This window comes from Oleiharenicola lentus (assembly GCF_051660365.1).
In the GTDB taxonomy this organism is placed as follows: Bacteria; Verrucomicrobiota; Verrucomicrobiia; order Opitutales; family Opitutaceae; genus Lacunisphaera; species Lacunisphaera lenta_A.
Genome location: NZ_JBOZXB010000001.1, coordinates 977,640 through 998,311, shown reverse-complemented (window position 1 = coordinate 998,311; position 20,672 = coordinate 977,640). Strand labels below are relative to the sequence as shown.

The 20,672-nt window shown below is 61.2% G+C and carries 19 protein-coding genes; 8 read left to right on the top strand and 11 right to left on the bottom strand.

Translation table 11 applies throughout. The annotated features are described in order from the left end of the window. Nucleotides 1–208 precede the first annotated feature (208 nt). A complete protein-coding gene (locus tag ACRRQW_RS03810; RefSeq protein WP_438479929.1) occupies nucleotides 209–1,609 on the bottom strand; it encodes a CobW family GTP-binding protein in 1,401 nt (466 codons plus the stop codon). A gap of 141 nt (nucleotides 1,610–1,750) precedes the next feature. On the opposite strand from ACRRQW_RS03810, the gene ACRRQW_RS03805 reads away from it, so the two are divergent. The 4 genes from ACRRQW_RS03805 (at nucleotide 1,751) to ACRRQW_RS03790 (ending at nucleotide 5,794) form a co-directional block, all read left to right on the top strand. Continuing rightward, nucleotides 1,751–2,227, top strand: coding sequence for an LEA type 2 family protein (locus tag ACRRQW_RS03805; RefSeq protein ID WP_438479928.1), 477 nt, complete (start codon nucleotides 1,751–1,753; stop codon nucleotides 2,225–2,227). Nucleotides 2,228–2,623: 396 nt separating this feature from the next. Next, nucleotides 2,624–2,860, top strand: a complete 237-nt coding sequence (locus ACRRQW_RS03800; protein ID WP_438479927.1) for a DUF1653 domain-containing protein — start codon at nucleotides 2,624–2,626, stop codon at nucleotides 2,858–2,860. Between the two features lie 338 nt (nucleotides 2,861–3,198). Then, a complete protein-coding gene (locus ACRRQW_RS03795) occupies nucleotides 3,199–3,555 on the top strand; it encodes a hypothetical protein (protein ID WP_438479926.1) in 357 nt (118 codons plus the stop codon). A 106-nt stretch (nucleotides 3,556–3,661) separates the two neighbouring features. Further along, nucleotides 3,662–5,794, top strand: coding sequence for a TonB-dependent receptor (locus ACRRQW_RS03790; RefSeq protein WP_438479925.1), 2,133 nt, complete (start codon nucleotides 3,662–3,664; stop codon nucleotides 5,792–5,794). Nucleotides 5,795–5,869: 75 nt separating this feature from the next. On the opposite strand, the gene ACRRQW_RS03785 is transcribed toward ACRRQW_RS03790, so the two are convergent. The 10 genes from ACRRQW_RS03785 to ACRRQW_RS03740 form a co-directional block, all read right to left on the bottom strand. Then, on the bottom strand, nucleotides 5,870–6,238 hold the full coding sequence (locus ACRRQW_RS03785; RefSeq protein WP_438479924.1) for a hypothetical protein: 369 nt from the start codon (nucleotides 6,236–6,238) through the stop codon (nucleotides 5,870–5,872). A gap of 247 nt (nucleotides 6,239–6,485) precedes the next feature. Beyond that, nucleotides 6,486–6,923: a hypothetical protein gene (locus ACRRQW_RS03780; protein WP_438479923.1), complete on the bottom strand. Its 438-nt coding sequence runs from the start codon at nucleotides 6,921–6,923 to the stop codon at nucleotides 6,486–6,488. Nucleotides 6,924–7,087: 164 nt separating this feature from the next. Then, on the bottom strand, nucleotides 7,088–10,264 hold the full coding sequence (locus tag ACRRQW_RS03775; protein WP_438479922.1) for an efflux RND transporter permease subunit: 3,177 nt from the start codon (nucleotides 10,262–10,264) through the stop codon (nucleotides 7,088–7,090). 2 nt (nucleotides 10,265–10,266) lie between these two features. Beyond that, nucleotides 10,267–11,436 carry an efflux RND transporter periplasmic adaptor subunit gene (locus tag ACRRQW_RS03770; RefSeq protein ID WP_438479921.1) on the bottom strand — a complete coding sequence of 390 codons (1,170 nt, stop codon included), beginning with the start codon at nucleotides 11,434–11,436 and terminating at the stop codon, nucleotides 10,267–10,269. Beyond that, nucleotides 11,433–12,692, bottom strand: coding sequence for a TolC family protein (locus ACRRQW_RS03765; RefSeq protein ID WP_438479920.1), 1,260 nt, complete (start codon nucleotides 12,690–12,692; stop codon nucleotides 11,433–11,435). The genes ACRRQW_RS03770 and ACRRQW_RS03765 overlap by 4 nt, the downstream gene beginning before the upstream one ends. Nucleotides 12,693–12,798: 106 nt before the next feature. Further along, entirely contained in the window at nucleotides 12,799–13,191 is a 393-nt protein-coding gene (locus ACRRQW_RS03760) for a hypothetical protein (protein ID WP_438479919.1), read from the bottom strand. Nucleotides 13,192–13,402: 211 nt separating this feature from the next. Continuing rightward, entirely contained in the window at nucleotides 13,403–14,092 is a 690-nt protein-coding gene (locus tag ACRRQW_RS03755) for a phosphatase PAP2 family protein (RefSeq protein ID WP_438479918.1), read from the bottom strand. A gap of 290 nt (nucleotides 14,093–14,382) precedes the next feature. After that, nucleotides 14,383–15,810, bottom strand: a complete 1,428-nt coding sequence (pyk, locus tag ACRRQW_RS03750; RefSeq protein ID WP_438479917.1) for a pyruvate kinase — start codon at nucleotides 15,808–15,810, stop codon at nucleotides 14,383–14,385. A 238-nt stretch (nucleotides 15,811–16,048) separates the two neighbouring features. Next, entirely contained in the window at nucleotides 16,049–16,846 is a 798-nt protein-coding gene (locus tag ACRRQW_RS03745; RefSeq protein WP_438479916.1) for an MBL fold metallo-hydrolase, read from the bottom strand. 9 nt (nucleotides 16,847–16,855) lie between these two features. Next, nucleotides 16,856–17,632, bottom strand: coding sequence for a class I SAM-dependent methyltransferase (locus tag ACRRQW_RS03740; protein WP_438479915.1), 777 nt, complete (start codon nucleotides 17,630–17,632; stop codon nucleotides 16,856–16,858). Nucleotides 17,633–17,752: 120 nt separating this feature from the next. Between ACRRQW_RS03740 and ACRRQW_RS03735 the strand changes: the two genes are divergently transcribed. The 4 genes from ACRRQW_RS03735 to ACRRQW_RS03720 are packed head-to-tail and all read left to right on the top strand — an operon-like array spanning nucleotide 17,753 to nucleotide 20,671. Further along, nucleotides 17,753–18,484: a class I SAM-dependent methyltransferase gene (locus ACRRQW_RS03735; protein ID WP_438479914.1), complete on the top strand. Its 732-nt coding sequence runs from the start codon at nucleotides 17,753–17,755 to the stop codon at nucleotides 18,482–18,484. Nucleotides 18,485–18,517: 33 nt separating this feature from the next. Next, on the top strand, nucleotides 18,518–18,907 hold the full coding sequence (locus tag ACRRQW_RS03730) for an acyl carrier protein (protein ID WP_438479913.1): 390 nt from the start codon (nucleotides 18,518–18,520) through the stop codon (nucleotides 18,905–18,907). Nucleotides 18,908–18,922: 15 nt separating this feature from the next. Then, the gene (locus ACRRQW_RS03725) at nucleotides 18,923–20,188 is read left to right on the top strand and encodes a beta-ketoacyl-[acyl-carrier-protein] synthase family protein (RefSeq protein ID WP_438479912.1); all 1,266 of its coding nucleotides are present in this window, start codon (nucleotides 18,923–18,925) and stop codon (nucleotides 20,186–20,188) included. A gap of 42 nt (nucleotides 20,189–20,230) precedes the next feature. Further along, nucleotides 20,231–20,671 (top strand): hypothetical protein, encoded by a 441-nt coding sequence (locus tag ACRRQW_RS03720; RefSeq protein ID WP_438479911.1) that lies wholly within the window; start codon nucleotides 20,231–20,233, stop codon nucleotides 20,669–20,671. The last annotated feature ends 1 nt before the right edge of the window (nucleotide 20,672 follow it).

The following is a 20,672-nucleotide window of genomic DNA, read 5'->3' as shown; positions in this document are numbered from 1 at the left end:
CTTCAGGCTTGGCTGGTTGATGAATGCTCAAAGGCTAACCGCTTTGAGGCGAGAGAGGTTTGTCAGCGGTCGTAGGTTGGGTTTGATGCCAGACCTGCGGTCGTGCTGATGTCGGGTATAAAGCCCGACCTACAAACACGCCTTCGCGACGACACTGCGTGCAACGACAGCTCCGGGTGTGAACGCTTTGGATTTTGAAGAAATTTCCTCAGCTCGCGAAACAGGCTTTGAAGCCTTCGGTGAGCGCGGCGCGGTCGAGATTTTTGCCGATGAAGACGAGCGTGTTGGTGCGGTTCTCGCCGTCCTTCCACTCGCGATCGAACTTCGCGTCAAAGAGCATGTGCACCCCTTGAAACACGAGGCGCTTCTTCGTGCCTTTGACGACGAGCACGCCTTTCATGCGGAAAATATCGCCGCCCTTTGTCTGCAGCAGTTTCGAGATCCATTCGTTGAGCACTTTGCCGTCGCACTCGCCTTCGAGTTGAATGCCAACCGAGGAAACTTCCTCGTCGTGCGAGTGCTCGTGGCGGAACGTCTTGTCCCAGCCGTAACGCACGACCGCGCCTTCGTGGTTGTGCAAATGCGTCGGCACATCGTGACCGGTGAACAGCACGTAAGCGCCGTCGGCCGGAATCGTGACGGGAAAGTGGCCTTCCTCGTTCTTCAATTTCAGGCGGTGCAATTTGCCATCGGCGATGATGCCTTCGCCGGGGAGCACAATTTTTTCCCAATCGGAAAAGGCGATGACGGTTTTCTTAATGACTGCATCGAGTTCAGGCTGCGCGTGACTCTTCACGGGCGCGACGACGACGTCGATGGAGTTGTGATCGTGGCCGCAGGCGTCGCCGCATTCGTGGTCATGATCGTGGTCATGGCCGGCGTGATTGTGCGCGCCGCCGATGCCGAGCTCGTAGTCGCCTGCAGCAAGTTGATACGCGCCGGCCCATTCGAACGGGTATTCGGTTTCGAGGAATTGCGGATCGACTTCGACCGCGCGGTCCAGGTTGAAACCGCCGATGCCGATGACTTTGTCGATCGGAACCGCGGCGTTGTTGGTGCGGTGGATTTTCGCGACGGCGTTGATCGTGCGCAGGCGTTTTTCGAGGGCGTCGAGTTCGGCGGGCGCGACGAGATCGGTTTTATTCAGCACGATCACGTCGGCGAAACCGATTTGTTTCACGGCCTCAGGCGAATCGTCGAGGTGGAGTAGGATGTGTTTCGCGTCGACGAGCGTGACGATGGCGTCGAGTTGGAATCGTTCCTTCATTTCCGGATCGCTGAAGAACGTCTGCGCGACCGGCGCGGGATTCGCGAGGCCGGTGGTCTCGATGAGAATGGCGTCGAGCTTGTCCTTGCGCTTCATGAGGCGCGTGAGGATGCGGATGAGGTCGCCGCGCACGGTGCAGCAGATGCAGCCGTTGTTCATCTCGAAAATCTCCTCGTCGGACTGGATGACGAGCTGATTGTCCACGCCGACCTCGCCGTATTCGTTTTCGATGACGGCGATCTTTTTGCCGTGCTGCTCGGTCAGGATGCGATTGAGCAATGTGGTTTTACCCGCGCCGAGGAAGCCGGTGAGGACAGTGACTGGAATGGGTGCGTCGGACATGAAAACGGGCGCGAGGAGCGCGAAGTTGGCAGATGGGAGTTCGGAGATGGAAAGTGAGGGGGAGATGAAAGCTGTCACGCGGCGCTTTGCAACTGCGCGAGTTTGACGGAGCAAGTGGCGCAAGCCACGGTCTGACCATCAATGAAAAATTTGCTTTCGCGGAGCGTGCTGGGAATGGGCGTCGTGCTGGCGTTCGCCGGTTGTGCGTCGATGGTGAACTCGGAGCAGGCACGCTTGAGCCTGATCAACGTCCGCCCCGCGGCGTCGACTGTGTTTGAAACGTCGGTCGAACTGACCCTGCGACTGACGAACGAAACGAATCAGACGCTCCAGCTCTCCGGCTCCTCGCATAAGCTCGAACTCAACGGCTCCAATGTCGGCCGTGGCGTGAGCAGCGAAAGTATCACGGTGCCGCCGCTTGGCACGACAACGGTAAACGTCACCATGTATTTGGAAAACCTCACGCTGCTCCGCAAATTCAGCGACGTGCAAAATCTTTCACAGGTGAGCTACCAGCTCGACAGTCGTTTGTTTTCAACCGGGGGCCGAACCTTGCCCGTGCGCACGGAAGGCACGTTTGATTTGCGGCCATTCACGCAGGGACTGAACCGACGCTGAATTTCAGGGGAGGGGCGGTTATCCTTAACCGCCCTTGATTCGACTGAACTTTAATTTACGCACATCGTGTATGCTGAAAGAGTCGTTCAGGATAACGGCCCCTACCTCAAAGACGGAGATACATTGGCCTACCCAGCTTGTCCGTCGAAGCTTTAGCTACGGCGGAAAGTCAGGCCTTGCGTCGCGGTTTAATTGCGAGCGCTGGAGGTATCGTCGCCGCTGACGACGATGCAAAGGGCGGCAAGAATGAGGGCGCAAATAATCATGGCGTCACTATACCCGCCGAAAGAATTTCCGCCATACGTGCAAACCCGTAGGTGCGTTAAGGGAAAGCAGTTCGGCCGGGACGGGGGATTCGCGCTTGCGGCAATCCGGCGAGTTGGTGGGTTACGGCGCATGCACGCATTACCGCCGTTGCCCGCTGAACCGAAACCGGGCCTTTATCGTCACTACAAAGGCCCGCATTACCGCGTGATCTGCCTCGCGCGGCATTCGGAGACGCAAGAAGTCGTGGTGGTTTACGACGCGCTTTATGGCGAACACGGTCGCTGGATTCGTCCGCAGGCGATGTTTATCGAGGCAATCGAGTTTGAAGGGAAACGGGTGCCCCGCTTCGAGCGCATCGGCGACTGAGCGGGTGGAATGCGCTGACTTCAGCGCGTTGTGTTCGCAGCGTGAGGAAAATCGTCCTGAGGTCAGGCCGGTCCACCTGATTTGAAACAGGTGATCGCGGTCTCCGCACCGACGATCACGCAAATCCCGTTTGTCATATATTATATGACAAACGGGATTTTATTCTTTGGTCGGTTCGTAACGTATTACGTTACATAAACTGCCGATGTAGTGCCCTGATAGCGGCGGCGCGGGATCGGCGTGAACTGTGAAATTCGTGACCACGATTCACTGCGCGCCTCCCTTAAAATAAACCACGCGGCTTGACGCGTCTGGTAAAAACAGTTCCGTCACACCCGATGCGCTTGCCCGACCTTCAACCGACCACGACTTGGCTCCAGCGTTTGCTGGCGGTCGTGTGTATTGGGTTGGTCGGATTTCTCGGGATCGCCGGATCGAGTGCGGAACTGCACGCGCGCATCCACGCGGATAACTCCGCGCATGCCGACGGCCATGAGGGCCAGCCGGCAAACTCGCACGAACAAGGGTGCGTGATCGATTTGTTTGCGCAGGGTGTTTCGTTTTCGATCGAAATGCCGCGCGTGGCGGTCGCCGGAGAAATCGGCGAGTCGCTGTTTCAAACCGTCGCCGAGCAAGCGGCGCCGACGAAACCGGCCGGCTGGTTGCCGCCGCCGTGTGGGCCGCCGTTGAAGTGAGTCAGTCGTAACGTCCGCCGCGCCGCCTCGGCGCGCGCGGATTTTCCTGTGCGAATGCGCCGTCGGCGCGTTCGTGCGAACTTTCACTTCAGTTTTCCGGTTCGTCATGTCCTCTCGTATTTCTTTTTCCGTTTGCTCGTTAATTGCCGCCGTTTCCCTCGGCGCCCAAACCGCGGATAAATCCGCTCCGCCGCACGGCGACGACACGCTGCACCTCGATCAGTTCGTCGTCACGGCGTCGCCCTTTCAACGCAACCAGGCCGACCTCGCGCAAGCCACGAGCGTGCTCGCCGGCCCCGCGCTCGCGCAACGCCAGCAAGCCACCATTGGCGAGACGCTCGCGGGCTTGCCCGGCGTCAGCTCCACGTATTTCGGCCCCGGCGCGAGCCGCCCGATCATTCGTGGCCTCGGCGGCGACCGCATCAAGATTCTGGAAAATGGCACCGGCACGATCGACGCCTCCGCGGTCAGTCCCGATCACGCGGTGAGCGTAGAACCGTTTCTCATCGACCGCATCGAAGTCGTGCGCGGCCCCGCGTCGTTGCTCTACGGCAGCTCGGCGGTCGGCGGCGCGGTGAACCTCATCACGCACCGCATCGAAACGGATTTGCCGGATCGTGCGGTCGACGGGCTCGTGGATTTTCGTGTGAATTCTGCCGCTAACGAACGCGCTTTCGGCGGCGTGGCCGACATCACACTCACATCCACGCCGCAGATAAACGCGGTCGTGCTGCACCTCGACGGTTTCCGTCGCAAATCCGACGACCTCGAAATCCCCGGCTTCGCCGAGAGTGCGGAAATTCGTGCCCACGAAACCGAGGAAGCGCTCGAAGCAGGCGAACCCGCGCCGGACTTCGCGCGCGACGTGCTGCCGAATTCCGCCGTCGATTCACGCGGTGGCTCGGCGGGCATTTCGCTTGTCGGCGCGGATTCGCATCTCGGGTTTGTTTACAGCGGGTTCGATTCGCTCTACGGCGTGCCCGGCCATGCGCATGACGGCGAAGAAGGCGTGCGCATCGACCTGCGTCAGCGCCGACTCGACGTGCAGGGCGAAACGACGCGCGCGTTCGGCATTTTCTCCGGCGCGCGGTTCAAGCTCGCGTCCGCCGATTACGAGCACCGTGAACTCGAAGGCGACGAAATCGGCACGGTGTTTAAAAACCGCGGCTACGACGGGCGCGTGGAAGTATTGCACCGCGACCTCGGCGGACTCGCTGGCACGTGGGGCGCGCAAGCCAGCCGCAACGAACTCGAAGCGGTCGGCGACGAAGCTTTTCTCCCGACCACGCGCACGCGCAACCGCGCGCTGTTCGCGTTCGAAGAATTTAAACTCGGGGCATTCACGCCGCAATTCGGCGCGCGCTTCGAGTCGCAAACCATTGCCGTGCGCGACGGCTCGAACCGCTCACGTGATGACGACGCGTTGAGCTTTTCCGCGGGAACCGTCTGGAATCCGGTGGAAGGCTGGGTGGTCGGGCTGTCGCTCACGCGCACGGTGCGCGCTCCCAACACGCAGGAGCTTTACGCCGACGGTCCGCACATCGGAACTAACGCCTACGAAATCGGCGACGCCACGCTCGCGCGCGAGAAATCGACCGGCGTCGAACTCAACGTGCGCCGCCGCATCGGCTTCGTGACCGGCGAAATCAGTGTATTCGCCAACCAATTCAGCGGCTACATCTACGAACAAGCCAGCGGCCAACTCGCGCTCGAAGGCGCGGGCGGTTTCGAGTTCTTCGCGCCCGAAGATCTCACGCACGACGAACTCCACGAAGCGCTCACCGTGTATAATTATGCCGCGACCGACGCCGACTTCTACGGCGCGGAAGGCGAGCTAACGTTTCACTTGAACGACGGCCCGCAACGCAGCCTCGACCTGCGCCTCGCCGCGGATTTCACGCGTGCCGAAGACGGCAACGGCGTGCCGCTGCCGCGCATCCCCGCCGCGCGTTACACCGTCGGCCTCGACTGGACACAAGGCACGTGGAGCGCCGGCACCGAGTATCAATTCACCGCCGAGCAAACCCGCGTCACGTCCGGTGAGTCCACTTCCACTGACTACGGCTTGTGGAATGTGTATGCTGCGTGGCGTCCGTCTGCCACGCGCCAATCATGGGAACTTTTCGTTCGCGCCACCAACCTCACCAACGAAGAAGCCCGCCCGCATACGTCATTCTTGAAAGACCTTGTCCCGCTCCCGGGCCGAAATTTTTCGACGGGTGTTCGGTGGGTGTTTTAAAATTTGCCGACATCTCAATGAGCCAATGTCGCCAAAAAGGCATTGGCTTAGATGCCTTATTCGACCTTCAGGCAACTACTCATAGATTTTTCCGTAATAGAGCATCTCTGCGAGCATCCGCCAACTCGGGCTGGCCTCCGGCTTATGGAAGGGCTTGGGAGTAAAATATTCCAGCGACGCGTAGAGGAACGTGGAGATATTTCCGTTCTGCCAATCATGCGCTCCTCCAAGCTTAAATCGCGTCGGTTCATTTTGCTCCAACTGCTCGGCTTCCGCTCGCTCCTCGGCCAGCGCTCTGACGAATTCGAGGAATGACTCGCGGTCGATAACGCGGTCGAGCAATTCTTCCGGAGATGCTTTGCGTAGGCGCGGCGTGGTTCCGCACTCAGGACACCAACCGCAGTCATCGGGGTTTTGTCGACCGCAAGTAAGACAAGTCTTCACGGCGTGATTATTGGTTGAGCAACTTTAGTAAGACGCAGTCAAAAGCCGAACTGAGAAGTGGTTCATAGCGGCAGAACAGCGAGCAAATCGCTGCTGCGCAACGGTGCAGATTTTAGTGCGGCTTTTGTGGAGTTGGGAATTTTTGAGGTAGGGGCGGTTATCCTTAACCGACCTTGATTGCGGCGTGTCGTAGCGTGGGAAGGGCGGTTAGGGATAACCGCCCCTACCAACGGATAATGTCAGTAGCTCAATGCCCGCAGGTGCAGGCATATTCCGCGTGCTGGCATTCGGAGTAGGTCGAAAGGTTTACGTTGAATTTTTCGATGACGGGCGCGGATTCGGGCGTGAGTTTGAGTTGGATTACGGCGGGGAGATTTTTGCCGGCGGGGAGGGCGGTGTCGGAGAGGAGCACGTTGCCCTGGCGGGTGAAGGTGAGTGTGACGGGGTTGGTGCGGTCGCCGGTGGTGACGGTCACGCTTTGCGCGCCGGGAGCGATGGCCTGGTTGTTTTCATCGAGGAATGTGAACTGAATTTTGCGTTCCGGCGTGACGAAAAATTCCACGTGCGGCGTGACGGATTCGAAAATGCGTCCGCCGTTGGGTCCGGCGACTTTTTTGTCGCCGTGTGCGAAAGCGGAAAACGCGAGGCTGATGAAGGAGAAGGCGAGGAGAATTTTTTTGATCATGTTGTTTTAGGTTAAAGAAAAAGTTGAGAACCACGAATGGACACGAATTTACACGAATGTCGGACAAAGATGAGCCTTTGATAAGCTGGGTCGAACGGGAGGTGTTGGATTCATCATTCGTGTGAATTCGTGTCCATTTGTGGTTAAAAATTAAGTGGCTTGGGTTAATGCGTGGCTGCGGCGTTTTGTTGGAGGGATTTTTCGGCGGCGCGGCGGCTGAAGTGGAAGAAGACCAGCGGACGCACGAGGAATTCGAGGAGGGTGGACGAGATCAGGCCGCCGACGATGACGACGGCGACGGGGTGGAGGATTTCCTTGCCGGGTTGGTCGGCGGCGAGGACGAGCGGCACGAGCGCGATGCCGGCGGCGAGCGCGGTCATGAGGACAGGTTGCAGGCGTTCGAGCGTGCCGCGTTCGACCATCGCGCGCGTGAAACCTTCGCCTTCATGTTTCATGAGGTGCAGGTAATGCGAGAGCATCATGATGCCGTTGCGCGCGGCGACGCCGCCTACCGCGATGAAACCCACGAGCGTGGCGATGCTGATGTTGTCGACCTTGAGCCACGTGTAAACGAGGCCGCCGATGAGCGAGAGTGGGATGCTCAACAACACCTGCAGCGCGAGCCAGACGCTCTGGAAGTAAGTCGTGAGCAGGAATACAATCACGAGAATCACGGCGGCGCTCGCGAGCGCGATGCGGCGCGTGGCGTCTTGCTGCGCCTGAAATTCGCCTTCGTAGGCAATGAAATAGCCTTCGGGGAACTTCACTTGCGCGGCCACTTTTTCCTGCAGCTCGGCGATGCGTGCGCCGACGTCTCGCACCGTTGGTTTGATGGCGATCGTAAAACGACGGGAACTGTTTTCGCGGAAGATCACATTGGGGCCTTTGGCTTCGCGCACGTCGGCGACGAGCGAGAGTGGCACGCGACGACCGCTGCTGGTTTCGATGGGGAGTTGCGCGATGCGCTCGGGGCTTTCGCGCCATTCGGCGGGGAGGCGAAGCACGAGATCTATGGCGCGCTGGCCTTCACGGAGTTCGGCGACTTCCTTGCCGCCGATGAGTGCGGCGAGCTGGTCGTTGATCGCGCCGGGCGTGATGCCGTAAGCGGCGGCGCGCTCGCGGTCGGCTTCGATGCGCAACTGCGGAATCGTCGCCTGCTGGTCGAGTTTGGCGTCGGCAAAACCGGAGACGGTTTGCGCGAGCGCCTGCACTTCGGTGCCGAGGCGGCGCAGCGTGTCGAGGTCGGGCCCGAAAATCTTGATGGCGACCGGCGCCGACACGCCGCTCAGCATGTGGCCGATGCGGTCGGCGAGCGGACCGCTGGTGACAGCGAAGATGCCGGGAATCGTGCGGAGGCGTTGCTGAATTTCAGCGAGAATCTCGTTCCGAGATCGGAGTTGGGAGTTGGGAGATGGGAGATCGGAGGTGCTGAGGAAATCGACGTCGAACTCCGCAGTGGAAACCGGCACGACGTGGTCGCCGCGTTCAGCGCGGCCAAGGCGGCGGCCGACTTGATGCACGCCGGCGACGGCGAGGATTTGTTGTTCGATGATGTCGGCGAGGCGGTTCATCTCCTGCAACGAAGTGCCCGGTGCGGCCGTGGTCGCGATCAGCGCGGTCTCTTCGCGAAATGCCGGCAGGAAATCCTTGCCCATTTTCGGGTAGAGGGAAAACGCCGCGACCATCACGATCGCGACACCGGCGAGCACGAGCCACGGGAAATCGAGCCCGACGCGAATGAGCGAGCCGCGCAACGCGCGTTTCAGGCCGCGCACGAAGCGACTGTCACCGTGGTGCACACCGGCTTTGGGCCGCAGCAGGAATGAACACAGCACGGGAATCAGTGTGAGTGACACGATGAACGACGCGCCCATACTGATGATCGTCGCGATGGCGATGGGCGCGAAGAGTTTTCCTTCCACGCCGCTCAGCCCGAGCAGCGGTAGGAAAACGAGCACGATGATAATGGTGGCGTAGAGGATGGAATTGCGCACTTCGCCGGAGGCGCTGGCGATGACGTCGAGGCGCGGGCGTGGCGTGGCGTGACTGGCGTTTTCGTTAAGACGGCGGAACACGTTTTCCACGTCGACGATGGCGTCGTCGACGACCATGCCGATGGCGACGGCGAGGCCGCCGAGCGTCATTGAATTCACGGTGATACCGAACCATTGAAAGACGAGCAGCGTGATCGCGAAGCTCATGGGCATCGCCATGAGCGTGATGAACGTCGTGCGTAAATTCAGCAGGAAGAGAAACAGCACAATCGTCACCATAATCGCGCCATCGCGAATCGCCTCCTTGAGGTTGCCGATGGCGTGATCGATGAAGTTTTTCTGTTGGAACAACTGCGTGGTTTCGACGCCGGGCGGGAACGACGATTTCAATTCTGCGAGCGCGGCGGAAATTTGTGCGGTGAGCGCGCGCGTGTCGAACCCCGGCGCTTTCGTGACGGACATGATGACGCCGTAGGTCGGGCTTTTTTCCGGCGCGATGCTGACGGTGGCGTCGCCGCGCATGGGCTCGATGCCCCAGGTGACGGTGGCGACGTCGCTGACGAGGATGGGACGTTGCTCGGCAACTTTGATGACGGTGCGCGCGATGGCGGCGAGGTCGGTGGTCATCGCGAGTTGGCGCACCATGATTTCGCGCGGGCCATTGGTGAGGAAACCACCGGTGGTGGTGCTGGCGGCTTGCACGACAGCGGCTTCGAGTTCCGCGAGCGTGACGCGATGCGCCTCGAGTTTATACGGATCGGGCTGAACTTCGACGCGCTTGATGCCGCCGCCCATGTTGAGGATCTCTGCGATGCCCGGGATGGATTGGAGCCGGCGGCGGATTGTCCAGTCGGCGATCGCGCGGACTTCGCTCGGCGGCAGGTAACCGGGCTTACCTTCCTTGATGGTGGAGCGCACGCCGACGAGAAGGATTTCGCCCATGAGCGACGCGACGGGCGTCATGAACGGTTGCACGCCGTCGGGGAGTTGCGCGCGCACCGTTTGGAGGCGTTCTTGCACGAGCACGCGGGCTTGTTGAAGGTCGGAGCCCCAGTCGAACTCCGCATAAACCAACGAAAGCGAAACGTCGGAGTTCGAGCGCAGGCGCGTGAGGCCGGCGACGCCCATGAGCGCGCTTTCCAGCGGTTGCGTGACGCGGGTTTCGACTTCCTCTGGCGCGAGGCCCGGCGCTTCCGTGAGGATGACCACAGTGGGCTTCGTGAGATCGGGCAGCACTTCGACCGGCAGGCGCAAGCCGACGTGCAGGCCGAAGGCAAGCGTCAGCAGCGAGAGCCCGAGCACGACGGCGCGGTTCGCGAGCGACCAGGCAATGAGACGGTTGAGCATGGTCAGTTTCTCCGGGCGGTCGTGGCTTTTTTCAGGCGCACGCTGACGATGATGAGTGCGATTAGCAGAACGCCGCTGACGATCATCCACAGCCGTTCGTGGGAATGGGCAGCATCTTCGCCGTGCGCGTGGCCGTGGTCGTCGGAATCGGCTGCGTTATTTTTTACCGCGCCGGATTTGATTTCGGATCCGTCGGCGTTGTGCGCGTGGCCGTGGGCCGAATCGAGCGCTTCTTTGAGCGAAAGATTGCCGCTGCCAGCGAACGCGAGCGAATACGCGCCGCGCGTGACGACTTCGTCGGCGGGGAAAAGTCCGCTGACGATTTCGGTGGAGCGGTCGTTGCTGCGGCCGATCACGACCGGCGTTTTCAGAAACGCGTTGGGTAGATCGAAATCTTTCACGTAAACGAAACGGCTGGCGCCTTCGCCTTGCACGGCGGTGCGCGGCACGCTGGTGACGGCGGAATGCTTTTCCGTGACGAGCACGAACTCCGCGCGCATGCCGGGGCGCAGTGCGAGGTCGCGATTTTTCACGCGGAAGGCGGCTTCGACGGTGCCGCTTTCGTGATCGGCGAGGACGCCGAGGTGTTCGAGCGTCGCCTCGAATGCCGGGCCGGCGACGGCGGGAGCGGTGATGCGAGCCGGCTGGCCTTTGCGGAGTTTGGCGGCGAGATGTTCGGGGACCCGCGCGAGCGCATAGACGTAGTCGAGGTCGAGAATTTCGATCAACACGTCGTTTGGCTCGATGGGTTGTCCTGGGACGACGTTCACCGCGCTCACCATGCCGCTGATGGGTGCGGCCAACTCGATGCGCGGAGGCGGCTCGCCGAACTGGCGGCTTTCGACGACGACGGCGATTTCGCCTTTTTCGATGTCGTGATCGTGCATGGCGCGGACTTCGGCGGCGCGCCCGGCGATGCGGCTGCTCACGACCGCGCGGCGTCCGGGCACCACATCGATGCGTCCGAGTGCGAAAATGGTTTCTTGAAAATCACCGGGCGAAACCACTTCGGTGAGGAGGCCGAGATTTTTAACCGCGGTGGCGTCGAGCACGACGAGACTGGCGCGACGGGTGGTTTCGGCTGCAGCGTCGGCGGAATCGGGAGACGGGGTCGCGGGTTGCGCGAGCAGCGGCAGGGTAGTGGCGAGCAAAAGGAGAGGGAAAAATTTCATGGCTGGGCGAGAAGCTGGCGGGTGGCGGGAAACGTGGGATTGGTGAGCGCTTCGAAGCGCACGAGCGCGTGGGCGTAGGCGGATTCCTGATCGAGGATTTCGCGGCGGAGGGCGACGAGTTCGCGTTGCGCATCGAACACGTCGATCAGCGGAAGATGGCCTTCGGTGTAAGCGCGACGCACCACGGCGAGCGCTTCTTCGGTGGCGGGTAGGGCATCGCGGCGCAGGCTTGTGATGGCACGGTGCGCGGCGGCGAGTTCCTGCCAGGCGGCGGTGGCGGCGATACGCAATTCGGTTTCGAGCGCGGTGGTGGTGAGTTCTGCGCTTGCGAGCGTTTCGCGCGCGGCGCGGATGTTACCCTGGTTTTTATGGCGCACGGGCAGCGGCACGGAAATCCCGGCGACGAGCGCGGCGTCGGAGGTTTCGCGGAGAAACCGCACGCCGCCGGCGACGCTCACATCCTGTGTGGACTGAGATTGCTCCAACTCGAGCGCGGCGCGGCGGTTCGCGACGAGCGCGCGTTGCCACTCGAGGCGCGGGTGCGTGGCGAGCTGGCTCGTGGCCGGGTCGAAGTGGGGTGGAGTCGGCTGAATCGTGAGTGGAGCGTGAAACGTGTTGACCTCGTTTGCGTCGCCGACCCAATGCGCGGCCAGCGCAGCGCGGGCGGTGGCGAGCGCGGTTTCGCGACGCGTGAACTCAGCTTGCGCGTTCACCCACGCGGCGCGGGCGCGGGCGGACTCCACCGGGGAGCCGACGCCGGCGCGTTCGCGCGACTCGATGGCCGCGAGAGTATCGCGCGCGAGTTGGAGCGGTGGTGCGGCGAGCGCGAGTCGTTGTTGCGCGACGACGGCGGTGACGTAAGCGCTGGCCGTGGCGGCGAGGGCGTCGGCGCGTTTCACCGCGAATTCGGCGAGCGCGACTTCGTGGGCGCGCGTGGCGAGCGCGGTGCGTTTTGAGCGCTTGCGGCCGCGTTCGAGCGTTTGGGAAATCTCGACGGTGCTCTCGAGCGAATCGACACCGCGTGCGGTGCCGGTGCCGGCGAAATTTTCGAGCGTGACGCCGAGGACGGGATTGGGACGCACGCCAGCTTGCTCGATGAGCGCGGCGGCGGCGCGTTCATTACCGGAGAGGGCGAGCAAGTGCGGGTTACGCGCGGCGGTGCGGGCGAGGGCGTCGTCGAATGACAACGCCTGGTCGTCGGACGGGAGCAACGGCGTCGCGAGTAAAAGGAAAAGTGGAAGCGATAAAAATTTCATGGCTGAACGGGTGGAACGAGAAACGCGGACACGAAGACGCGCCGGTGGACAAGCTTCCCGAGGGAAGCGGAGGTGTGCGCAAATCACCGGCTAAGCCGGCGTCGCGTTAGGCGTTCAGGCCAGGGGCGCGGGCAGGCAGCACCGCGCGCGTGAGAAATTGCCACCGCGCCGATAATTCAAGGGGCGGGGCAAAGCGTTCCGGGGAAAGACAGGACTCGGCGTCGTTGCCGGACAGAATCGTGAAAGCGGGCAGCAGGAGCAGGCACTCGTGCACGACGGGAGCCAGCACGGTTAAGTTCGCCGCGGATTCCTTGAGAATCGCGCCTTCGATCGTCGGGCAAATCGTGTCGTTGCACTCGTCAGTGGATTTTTCCGCAGTGTGCTCGGAGGCGCAGGCGGAAGATTCCATGAGTCCCGACGCTTCGAGCCGGCAATGCAACGTCGCCGGCAGCCAGAGGGCCACCAGCGCGAACAACATTACACGAGCGAAACGGGACATGGCCGGAGACAGTGCAAAAGATGCCGTGCGCGTCAAGTGAGGCGATGCTGCGATCGATTGCGCTGTGCAAGGGCGAAGAATTTTTTAACCACGGATTGCCGCGGATCTGACCGATGTGTGTCGGTGGTGGGCGAGCGCGCCGCGTTGCGAGCAAGCTCGCAACCTCCAGCGGAGTTACGCAAGCCGCGGGCGCGAAGAATGACACCCGCCTTTACGCGGCTTTCTTTTGGAGAAACGGCGCGATTTCCTGGCGGGCTTCTTCGAGGCGCAGGCGGAAATTTTTGTCCTTCAAGAGCGCGTTCGCGATGGCTTCGCCGAGGATGCGACCGGCTTCGACGTCGGTGGGGTAATGCGCGCCGGCGATCAAACGATACCAGCGGGTGTCGGCGGCGCGGGCGTGAAGGGCGGTTTTGTATTCGGGAAACAATTCCGAGAGCAGCACAGCCCACATGCTGCATTGGATGCCGTGGCCGCTCGGGTAGGAGGGCGAGTCAGAGAATTCCACGGCGGGTTTGATGCGCGGATCGACGAAGGGCGGGCGCGAGCGATTCCACAGGGCTTTCGAAGCGCGGTTGATGGCGTAGAAATCGTCGCCGGCTTCCTTGAAAAGCGCCGCGGTCTTCGGGAGGTTTTGCGGGGTGAACCACGGTCCGACGACTTCGCCGGTGAAGGTGAAAAGATTTTCCTCCTGGATGTGGAGGGCGCGTTTGATCTGCTCAGGGGTGCGATTTTGCTGCAGGGCGAACAGCACGCTGAGTTCGGATTGCTGCACGAGCGAGTCGCGGGCCGGCGGGGGCGGCAGGAGTTTGGCCACGTCGATCGCATCAGCCGGAAGGAAATGCGCCGCGTGAGCGGCCAGCGTTAACGCGGCAAACAGGATCAGGGTGAAAAATGACTTCATGCTCGGTGACGTGGGTGACGTGCAGGAGCTGCGATTGAAAATAATCCCCGCGCCTGATGCGAGCGCGATGTGGTCAGGGTTTCCCCTAGCGGGGTGAGTGGTGACTGCGCCGGATGAACGGTGCGACTAAACGGTTTGTCATTCTGAGCTGCGCGATGTCTAGCGCGCGGGCTGGCTCGACTCCCTCAGCGTTTGCGAGACTCTGCGGCGGAGCGCACTGAGGGATCCTTTGCGGTGCTCAGGATGACATCGAGGGTGGGCGCTTTCGCTGGAGCTAAAAGCAAGCCACCCTACTGCACCGTGCGGAGCTGGATGCTGTCCACGCGTTGGTCACTCGCGACCATGTCGGACACGATGACGAGTTTGTCACCGGGCACGATGCGTTTGTTGGCGCGCAACAGCTCGACGGCGCCGGTGATGGTCGCTTCCGGATCCGTGGAAAAATCCATCAAGTAGGGCTCGACTGAACGCACGAGACGGAGGTGGCGGAGCGTTTCCAATGAATCGGTGAACGCGATGATCGGTGCGCTCGGCGGACGATGGGCGGCGAGGCCGGCGGCGGTGATGCCGATGCGCGTGAACGCGATAATAGCGGCGCCTTTGATTTCGTTGGCCATGACAATCGCGGAGCGGAGCACTTTCATGCGTTCGGAAACGAACACCGTGGGCTCAGGGAAATCGGCGGAGAGTTCGTGTTCGATGCGGCGCGAAATCGTGTCGAGCACCTGCACGCATTCGAGCGGGTATTTGCCGACGGTGGTTTCTCCGGAGAGCATCACGCAGTCGGCTTGTTCGAAGACGGCGTTGGCGACGTCGGTGATTTCCGCGCGCGTCGGGACAGGCTGCGAAATCATCGATTCCAACATATGCGTCGCGACGATCACGGGGCGACCGATGGCGAGACAGGTGCGCACGGCGCGACGCTGGATGACGGGCAATTCTTCGAGCGGGACCTCGATGCCGAGATCGCCGCGGGCGATCATGAGCGCGTCGGTGGCGCGAATGATGTCGTCGAGATTATCGATCGCGGACTGGTCTTCGATCTTGGCGATGATGCGCGCGCGCGAGCCTTGTTTTTTAAGGAATTCGCGGAGCTGGAGCACGTCGTCCGCTTCGCGCACGAAGGACAACGCGACGAAATCGATGCCTTCCTCGAGGCCAACGAGCGTGTCGGCGCGGTCTTTTTCCGTGAAGGCCGGAAGGTTCACTTTTACGCCGGGGAGATTGATGTGCCGGCGCGACGAAAGGTGGCCGGGCGTGAGCACACGGCAGCGGATATGCGCCTGATCCTTCGAGAGAACTTCGAGCCGGATGAGGCCGTTGTCGACGAGGACGGTGTCGCCGACTTTGATGTCGTTGACGAGATTCTGGTAATTGACGTCGACGGAACGGATTTCCGCGCCGCGTTCCGGGTCGGGTTTGACGGTGAAATCGAAAATTTCTCCCGGTTGCAGTTCGATCGGCACGGTCAGATCGCCCGTGCGAATTTCCGGACCCTTGATGTCCATCATGACGGCGACTTCGCGGCCGATTTGTTGGGAAACCTGCCGGATGCGGCGAATGATGGTGCGCGTCCATTCATGTTTCGCGTGCGCCATGTTGAGGCGAATGACGTCGACGCCGCCGCGGATGAGTTTGGCAAGCATCTCCTCGCTTTCCGTGGCGGGCCCGAGCGTTGCGATGATCTTAGTGCGGCGAAACGTGGTCGGCGTAGACATGCGCCTTCAGTGGAGCATCAAGCGAGCCGCGCGGCAAAAAGAAACTCCGGCGACCCCCGTAAACTATGACGCTGAACCCCTCGGATGAGGGATGGCGGGCTTTTTTGAAGGCTCTGGTTTATGTAGGTGGCGGGCTTGCAGCCCACGTTGCGCGCGAGTGCGTAACCTACAAATTGCGGCGAGTATTTTGCCTGACGGGGCTGAGGGCCCCGCCTCCAAGTATCGATCGGGAATGCGGTTAAAATTCCAACAACTCGCTGCCGCCGCCGGCGGCGACGACGGAGAACTGGCACGTGAGTCGCGTGCGCAGCGGGGCGAGCGCGGTTTCGACCGCCGCATTGCTGTTACAGTCGCGGCTCAGATGCGTGAGGAACACGTGACGCCAGCGCGGATTCGTCACGTTCGCGAGCAATTCGCACATCCGTTGATTGGAAAGATGACCATGGCGGCCGCTGATGCGTTGCTTCGTGCTCCACGGGCGGCGCACGTCGGCTTCGAGCATCTGCGGGCAATGGTTTGCTTCAACGACGAGCACGTCGACGTCGCGGATGCGCTCGGGGATATGCGCGGGTGCGTGACCGAGATCGGTGAGCCACGCGATGCGGCGGCGGGGGGTGAAAAGGTCATCGTCGTGGCCGTGCGAAAACGTGAAACCCACCGGTTCTTGCGCGTCGTGTGGCACGTGAAAACTTTCCACTTCCAGATCGCGAAAGTGAAAACGCGAACCGGTCTGGAAAAGCTGCCACTCGGGGCGGAAGTCCAATTTGCTCTGCACGGCGGCGGCGGTGGCGGAGTTCGCGAAGAGCTTGATGTGCGGGAATTTTTTTAGCGCGTCGATGCCCGCCGCGTGATCGCCGTGTTCGTGCGTAAGGAAAATGGCGTCGATTTTTTCGAGCGCTTCGCCGGCGTCGTGGAGGAGTTGGCGGAGTTTACGTTGCGCGAAACCGACGTCGATGAGCACGCGCGAGCCTTCGCTGCACAGCACGGCGCAATTGCCGGAGCTGCCACTGCCAAGGATTTTCATACGCATCGCCATGGAGCTAACTCAGGTGCGCGGTTTCGTCGCCGCAATGTAAATCTCGGTCGGTTCGGGTTGCGCGGGCTTTTTTTGCAGGCCGATTTTTTGGCGGAAGCCCCAGTCAGGCAGCGTCCAGAACGGCGTAGACTTCGAAACATTTTCCGCGGTGAAAATAAATCCGGCGGCGCGCACCAACTGCTCGTATTCGCCGGCCGTGCGCTGCACGTGGTTCGGGTGGCGAAACAACAGGCGCACGGGCGCGGAGTGGATGAAGTCACGGCAGGACTCCGCGACCAGCAGTGTGCCGCCCGGCGCGAGCACCCGGTGAAATTCGCGCAGGATTTTTTCCTGGGCCACGACGTGGTGTAGCAATTGGTGGCACAGCAAAAGATTCACCGAGTTGTCGGGCAGCGCCAGCGAGGCGGCGTCGCCGCGGATAATTTCGACGCGGGCGCGACACTGCGCGGCCATGCGCTGCGAGCGCAGGATTTCCTTTGGATCGATGTCGAGGGCGATGATTTGCTCAGGCTGGAAAATGGTGTCGAGCAGCGGCAGCGACACGCCGGGGCCGCAGCCCGCATCGAGCACGATTTGCGGACGCGGCGCATCAACCGGCCGCAACGACGCGAGGTTGCGCAGGGCGACATCCACGACGTAACGGCTCCAGACATTCGTGCCGAGAAACCAGTGGCCGAAACGGGTTTCTTTGACCCAGCGGTAATGCTCGCCCTTGGAACTCGCGGCGGGATCGCCGCCCCGCAAGGCAGACGTGCCGGTGGCGGAAGTGGGGGAGGGCGCGGACATGGGGCTTTTACCAAGAGAATGAGCCCGAGGAGGGCAAGCCCGCACGCGAGTGCTTTTCGGGATACGTAGAAATGCGTATTTCGGCTGGCCAAAACGTTCCCCAGCAACCAAGCCATCACCGTGCATCCCCACCCGACTTTGACGGAGCGATATGCGTCTCCTGAGGCCAAGCCAGAATTCGTTGATCGCCTCTTTGATAAAGGAGCGCGTCATTACGACTCGGTGGTGGATTGGGGATTTTTACGCAGCGGTGCCGGTTATCGGAAATGGGTGCAACAACGCCACGGACTCAAGCCCGGCATGAAGCTGCTCGATGTCGCCTGCGGCACGGGTCTGGTGGCGGTCGAGTCGGCCAAGATTTTGGGCTCGGCGAAGGATATTACCTGCCTCGACCCAAGTTCCGGCATGCTGGAGGTGGCGAAAGGCAAACTGGATGCACACTTCGTCCAAGGTCGCGCCGAGGCCATGCCTTTGCCGGATAACACGTTCGATTTTCTCACCATGGGTTACGCGCTGCGTCATGTCAGCGATCTCGAAACGACGTTTGCCGAATATCGCCGTGTGCTGAAACCCGGCGGTAAACTCCTCATCCTCGAAGTCACTAAACCCGCAGGCGCGATCTCAGGGTTCTTTTTCCGCGTGTATTTCGGTCGGGTTTACCCGTTCCTCAGCGGACTTTTCACCCGCAGCCGCGATGCGAAGGACATGATGCGCTACTACTGGGAAACGATGGACGCCTGCGTGCCGCCCGAGCGAGTCGTGGAGGCTTTAAAGGCGGTCGGGCTTGTGCAAGTGGAGCGCAAAGGCATGATGGGCCTGTTCAGTGAATACACCGCAGTGAAGGCCGGTTGACGCGAACCGACTTTTATTTCCGGGCCGACCACCATGCAAACCCAAGCCAGTAACTCTCTCAACCCCGAGCGTGCGCCTGAAGCCGACCGTGACGAAGCGCTGCGGCATTTACCCGAGGCGGCGCAGCACGCGTTTAAAACGTTTCAACAAAGCGGCGACGTGCAGCAACTCGACCCCGTCATCGTTGCGATCCTCGAAGATTTTATCCCCAAGCAACACGCCAAGCCGCTCGCAGAAGTGCCCGGCGACTCGCGCTTGATGGAAGACCTCGGCTTCGATTCCCTCGCGATCACGGAAGTGGTTTTCTTTACGGAGGATTTGTTGGGCATCCGCATTGCGAACGAAGAAATCATCCAAGTGCGCACACTGGACGATTTGCGCGGCTTCGTGCGGCGCAAAGTGTCGGAGCGCGGCGCGACCTGAGTCACTGACGGCGATATGGCATTCCTGCCCGTAGTCACAGGCCTGGGATTTATCACCAGCATCGGCAACGATCGGGACGCGGTCCTGCGCAGTTTGAAAGAATTGCGCCATGGTTTCGAGCCGGTGGTGTTTCTCAATAATCCCACGCTGCCGGTGAAACTAGCGGGGACGATTAAAGATTTTTCCTTCCCGTCTGCGAGCTGGCGGGACTGGCGCTGGCCCTCGCGTTATGAAATCGATCGCGAACTCCTGCGCGGACTGCCGCCGCATGGCGTGTATGCTTATTGTGCGCTGGAGCAGGCGCTCGCGGATGCCGGTTTGCAGCGCGGTGATTTGACCGACGGCGCGACGGGGATTTTTTGCGCGTCGGCCGGCTCGCCGTTTTTGTTGGGAAACTTTCTCGAACAGATGCGCGCGTCGCGGGGCGAACGCGGTAATCCGATGGGGCTGGTTTCGTCGATCGCCGGCACCCTCAACTTCAACCTCGCGTCGCATTATAAAATCTCTGGCGCGGTGTGCGGTTTCGTCTCGGCGTGTGCCTCGTCGAGTCACGCGCTGGGCTACGCGATGGACGAGATTCGGCTCGGGCGTCAGCGTCGCATGATCGTCGTGGGCGCCGAGGATGTGACCGACGAGAGCATCCTGCCGTTCGCGAGCTTGCGCACGCTTTCCACGTCGGCAGAGCCGACGGAAGCGTCGCGTCCGTTCGATAAGAAGCGCAACGGCTTCGTGGGCACGGGCGGTGCCGTCGTGATGATCGTCGAGGAAGCCGGGCTCGCGCGCAGTCGCGGCGCCAAACGCTACGCCGAACTCGCCGGTTGGGGACAAGCCGGTGACGGCCACAGTGTCGCGATCTCGCATCCCGAAGGCGCCGGGCTGCGCGAAGCGATGACGCGGACATTGCGCGATGCCGGCATTTCGCCCGGCGAGGTTGATTATGTGAACGCGCACGCCACTTCGACCCTGGCCGGCGACCGTTCCGAAGCGCTCGCCTTGCAAGCGGTGTTCTCCACCGCCAACGCATTTCCCAAAATCAGCAGCACGAAAGCCCTGACCGGCCACGCGCTCTCGCAGGCAGGCGTGATGGAAGCGGCCTTCTGCGCGCTCGCGATTGCGGAAGGATTTATTCCGGGTGCGGCGCATCTCGAAGAGCCGGACGACGCGTGCGCGGGTTTGAATTTGCCGCGCACCTCGCTCGAAGAAGCGCCGCGCGTCGTGCTGAATAACAGCAGCGGTTTCGGCGGCAGCAACGTGTGCCACGTGCTGCGCAAACCGACGTAAACCATCTCAACGGGCCCCAACCAAAATCCAAATCCTGCACACATGAAACCCCTGCGTTTATTCGCCTCGTTACTGTTGGTAATCTCAGCCGCGTTCCTAAGCGGCTGCATCACTAAATTAAATTCGGAAATCTCCCCCGGAACCGATCTGGCGGCGATCAATAAGGTCTACGTCGTTCGACTTGAAAAAGACGAACGCGGAGTCGAAAAACTCATCGCTGATCGCCTGAGCTTACTGGGCAAGCAGGCGACCTCGGGCGAACGAGCCGGCATTCCTGCAGACGTGGATGCCATCGTCACGTATCAGGACAAATGGATGTGGGATATCACGATGTATATGATCGAACTGTATGTGCAGATTCGTAAGCCAAAGACCGAGATTGCGCTCGCCACCGGCCACTCCATGCGCACGTCGCTGGTGCGTAAATCGCCGCCTGAAATGGTGGATGAAGTGATCACGGACATTTTCAAAAAATCAAAATAAG

Excerpts from the sequence above, each read along its gene's own strand:
- ACRRQW_RS03730 (WP_438479913.1), top strand. The coding sequence starts at position 18,518 with ATGCAAACCCAAGCCAGTAACTCTCTCAACCCCGAGCGTGCGCCTGAA.
- ACRRQW_RS03775 (WP_438479922.1), bottom strand. The coding sequence starts at position 10,264 with ATGCTCAACCGTCTCATTGCCTGGTCGCTCGCGAACCGCGCCGTCGTG.
- ACRRQW_RS03765 (WP_438479920.1), bottom strand. The coding sequence starts at position 12,692 with ATGAAATTTTTATCGCTTCCACTTTTCCTTTTACTCGCGACGCCGTTG.
- ACRRQW_RS03725 (WP_438479912.1), top strand. The coding sequence starts at position 18,923 with ATGGCATTCCTGCCCGTAGTCACAGGCCTGGGATTTATCACCAGCATC.
- ACRRQW_RS03740 (WP_438479915.1), bottom strand. The coding sequence starts at position 17,632 with ATGTCCGCGCCCTCCCCCACTTCCGCCACCGGCACGTCTGCCTTGCGG.
- ACRRQW_RS03760 (WP_438479919.1), bottom strand. The coding sequence starts at position 13,191 with ATGTCCCGTTTCGCTCGTGTAATGTTGTTCGCGCTGGTGGCCCTCTGG.
- ACRRQW_RS03800 (WP_438479927.1), top strand. The coding sequence starts at position 2,624 with ATGCACGCATTACCGCCGTTGCCCGCTGAACCGAAACCGGGCCTTTAT.
- ACRRQW_RS03780 (WP_438479923.1), bottom strand. The coding sequence starts at position 6,923 with ATGATCAAAAAAATTCTCCTCGCCTTCTCCTTCATCAGCCTCGCGTTT.
- ACRRQW_RS03770 (WP_438479921.1), bottom strand. The coding sequence starts at position 11,436 with ATGAAATTTTTCCCTCTCCTTTTGCTCGCCACTACCCTGCCGCTGCTC.
- ACRRQW_RS03790 (WP_438479925.1), top strand. The coding sequence starts at position 3,662 with ATGTCCTCTCGTATTTCTTTTTCCGTTTGCTCGTTAATTGCCGCCGTT.
- ACRRQW_RS03805 (WP_438479928.1), top strand. The coding sequence starts at position 1,751 with ATGAAAAATTTGCTTTCGCGGAGCGTGCTGGGAATGGGCGTCGTGCTG.
- ACRRQW_RS03755 (WP_438479918.1), bottom strand. The coding sequence starts at position 14,092 with ATGAAGTCATTTTTCACCCTGATCCTGTTTGCCGCGTTAACGCTGGCC.
- ACRRQW_RS03745 (WP_438479916.1), bottom strand. The coding sequence starts at position 16,846 with ATGGCGATGCGTATGAAAATCCTTGGCAGTGGCAGCTCCGGCAATTGC.
- ACRRQW_RS03720 (WP_438479911.1), top strand. The coding sequence starts at position 20,231 with ATGAAACCCCTGCGTTTATTCGCCTCGTTACTGTTGGTAATCTCAGCC.
- ACRRQW_RS03795 (WP_438479926.1), top strand. The coding sequence starts at position 3,199 with ATGCGCTTGCCCGACCTTCAACCGACCACGACTTGGCTCCAGCGTTTG.
- pyk (WP_438479917.1), bottom strand. The coding sequence starts at position 15,810 with ATGTCTACGCCGACCACGTTTCGCCGCACTAAGATCATCGCAACGCTC.
- ACRRQW_RS03810 (WP_438479929.1), bottom strand. The coding sequence starts at position 1,609 with ATGTCCGACGCACCCATTCCAGTCACTGTCCTCACCGGCTTCCTCGGC.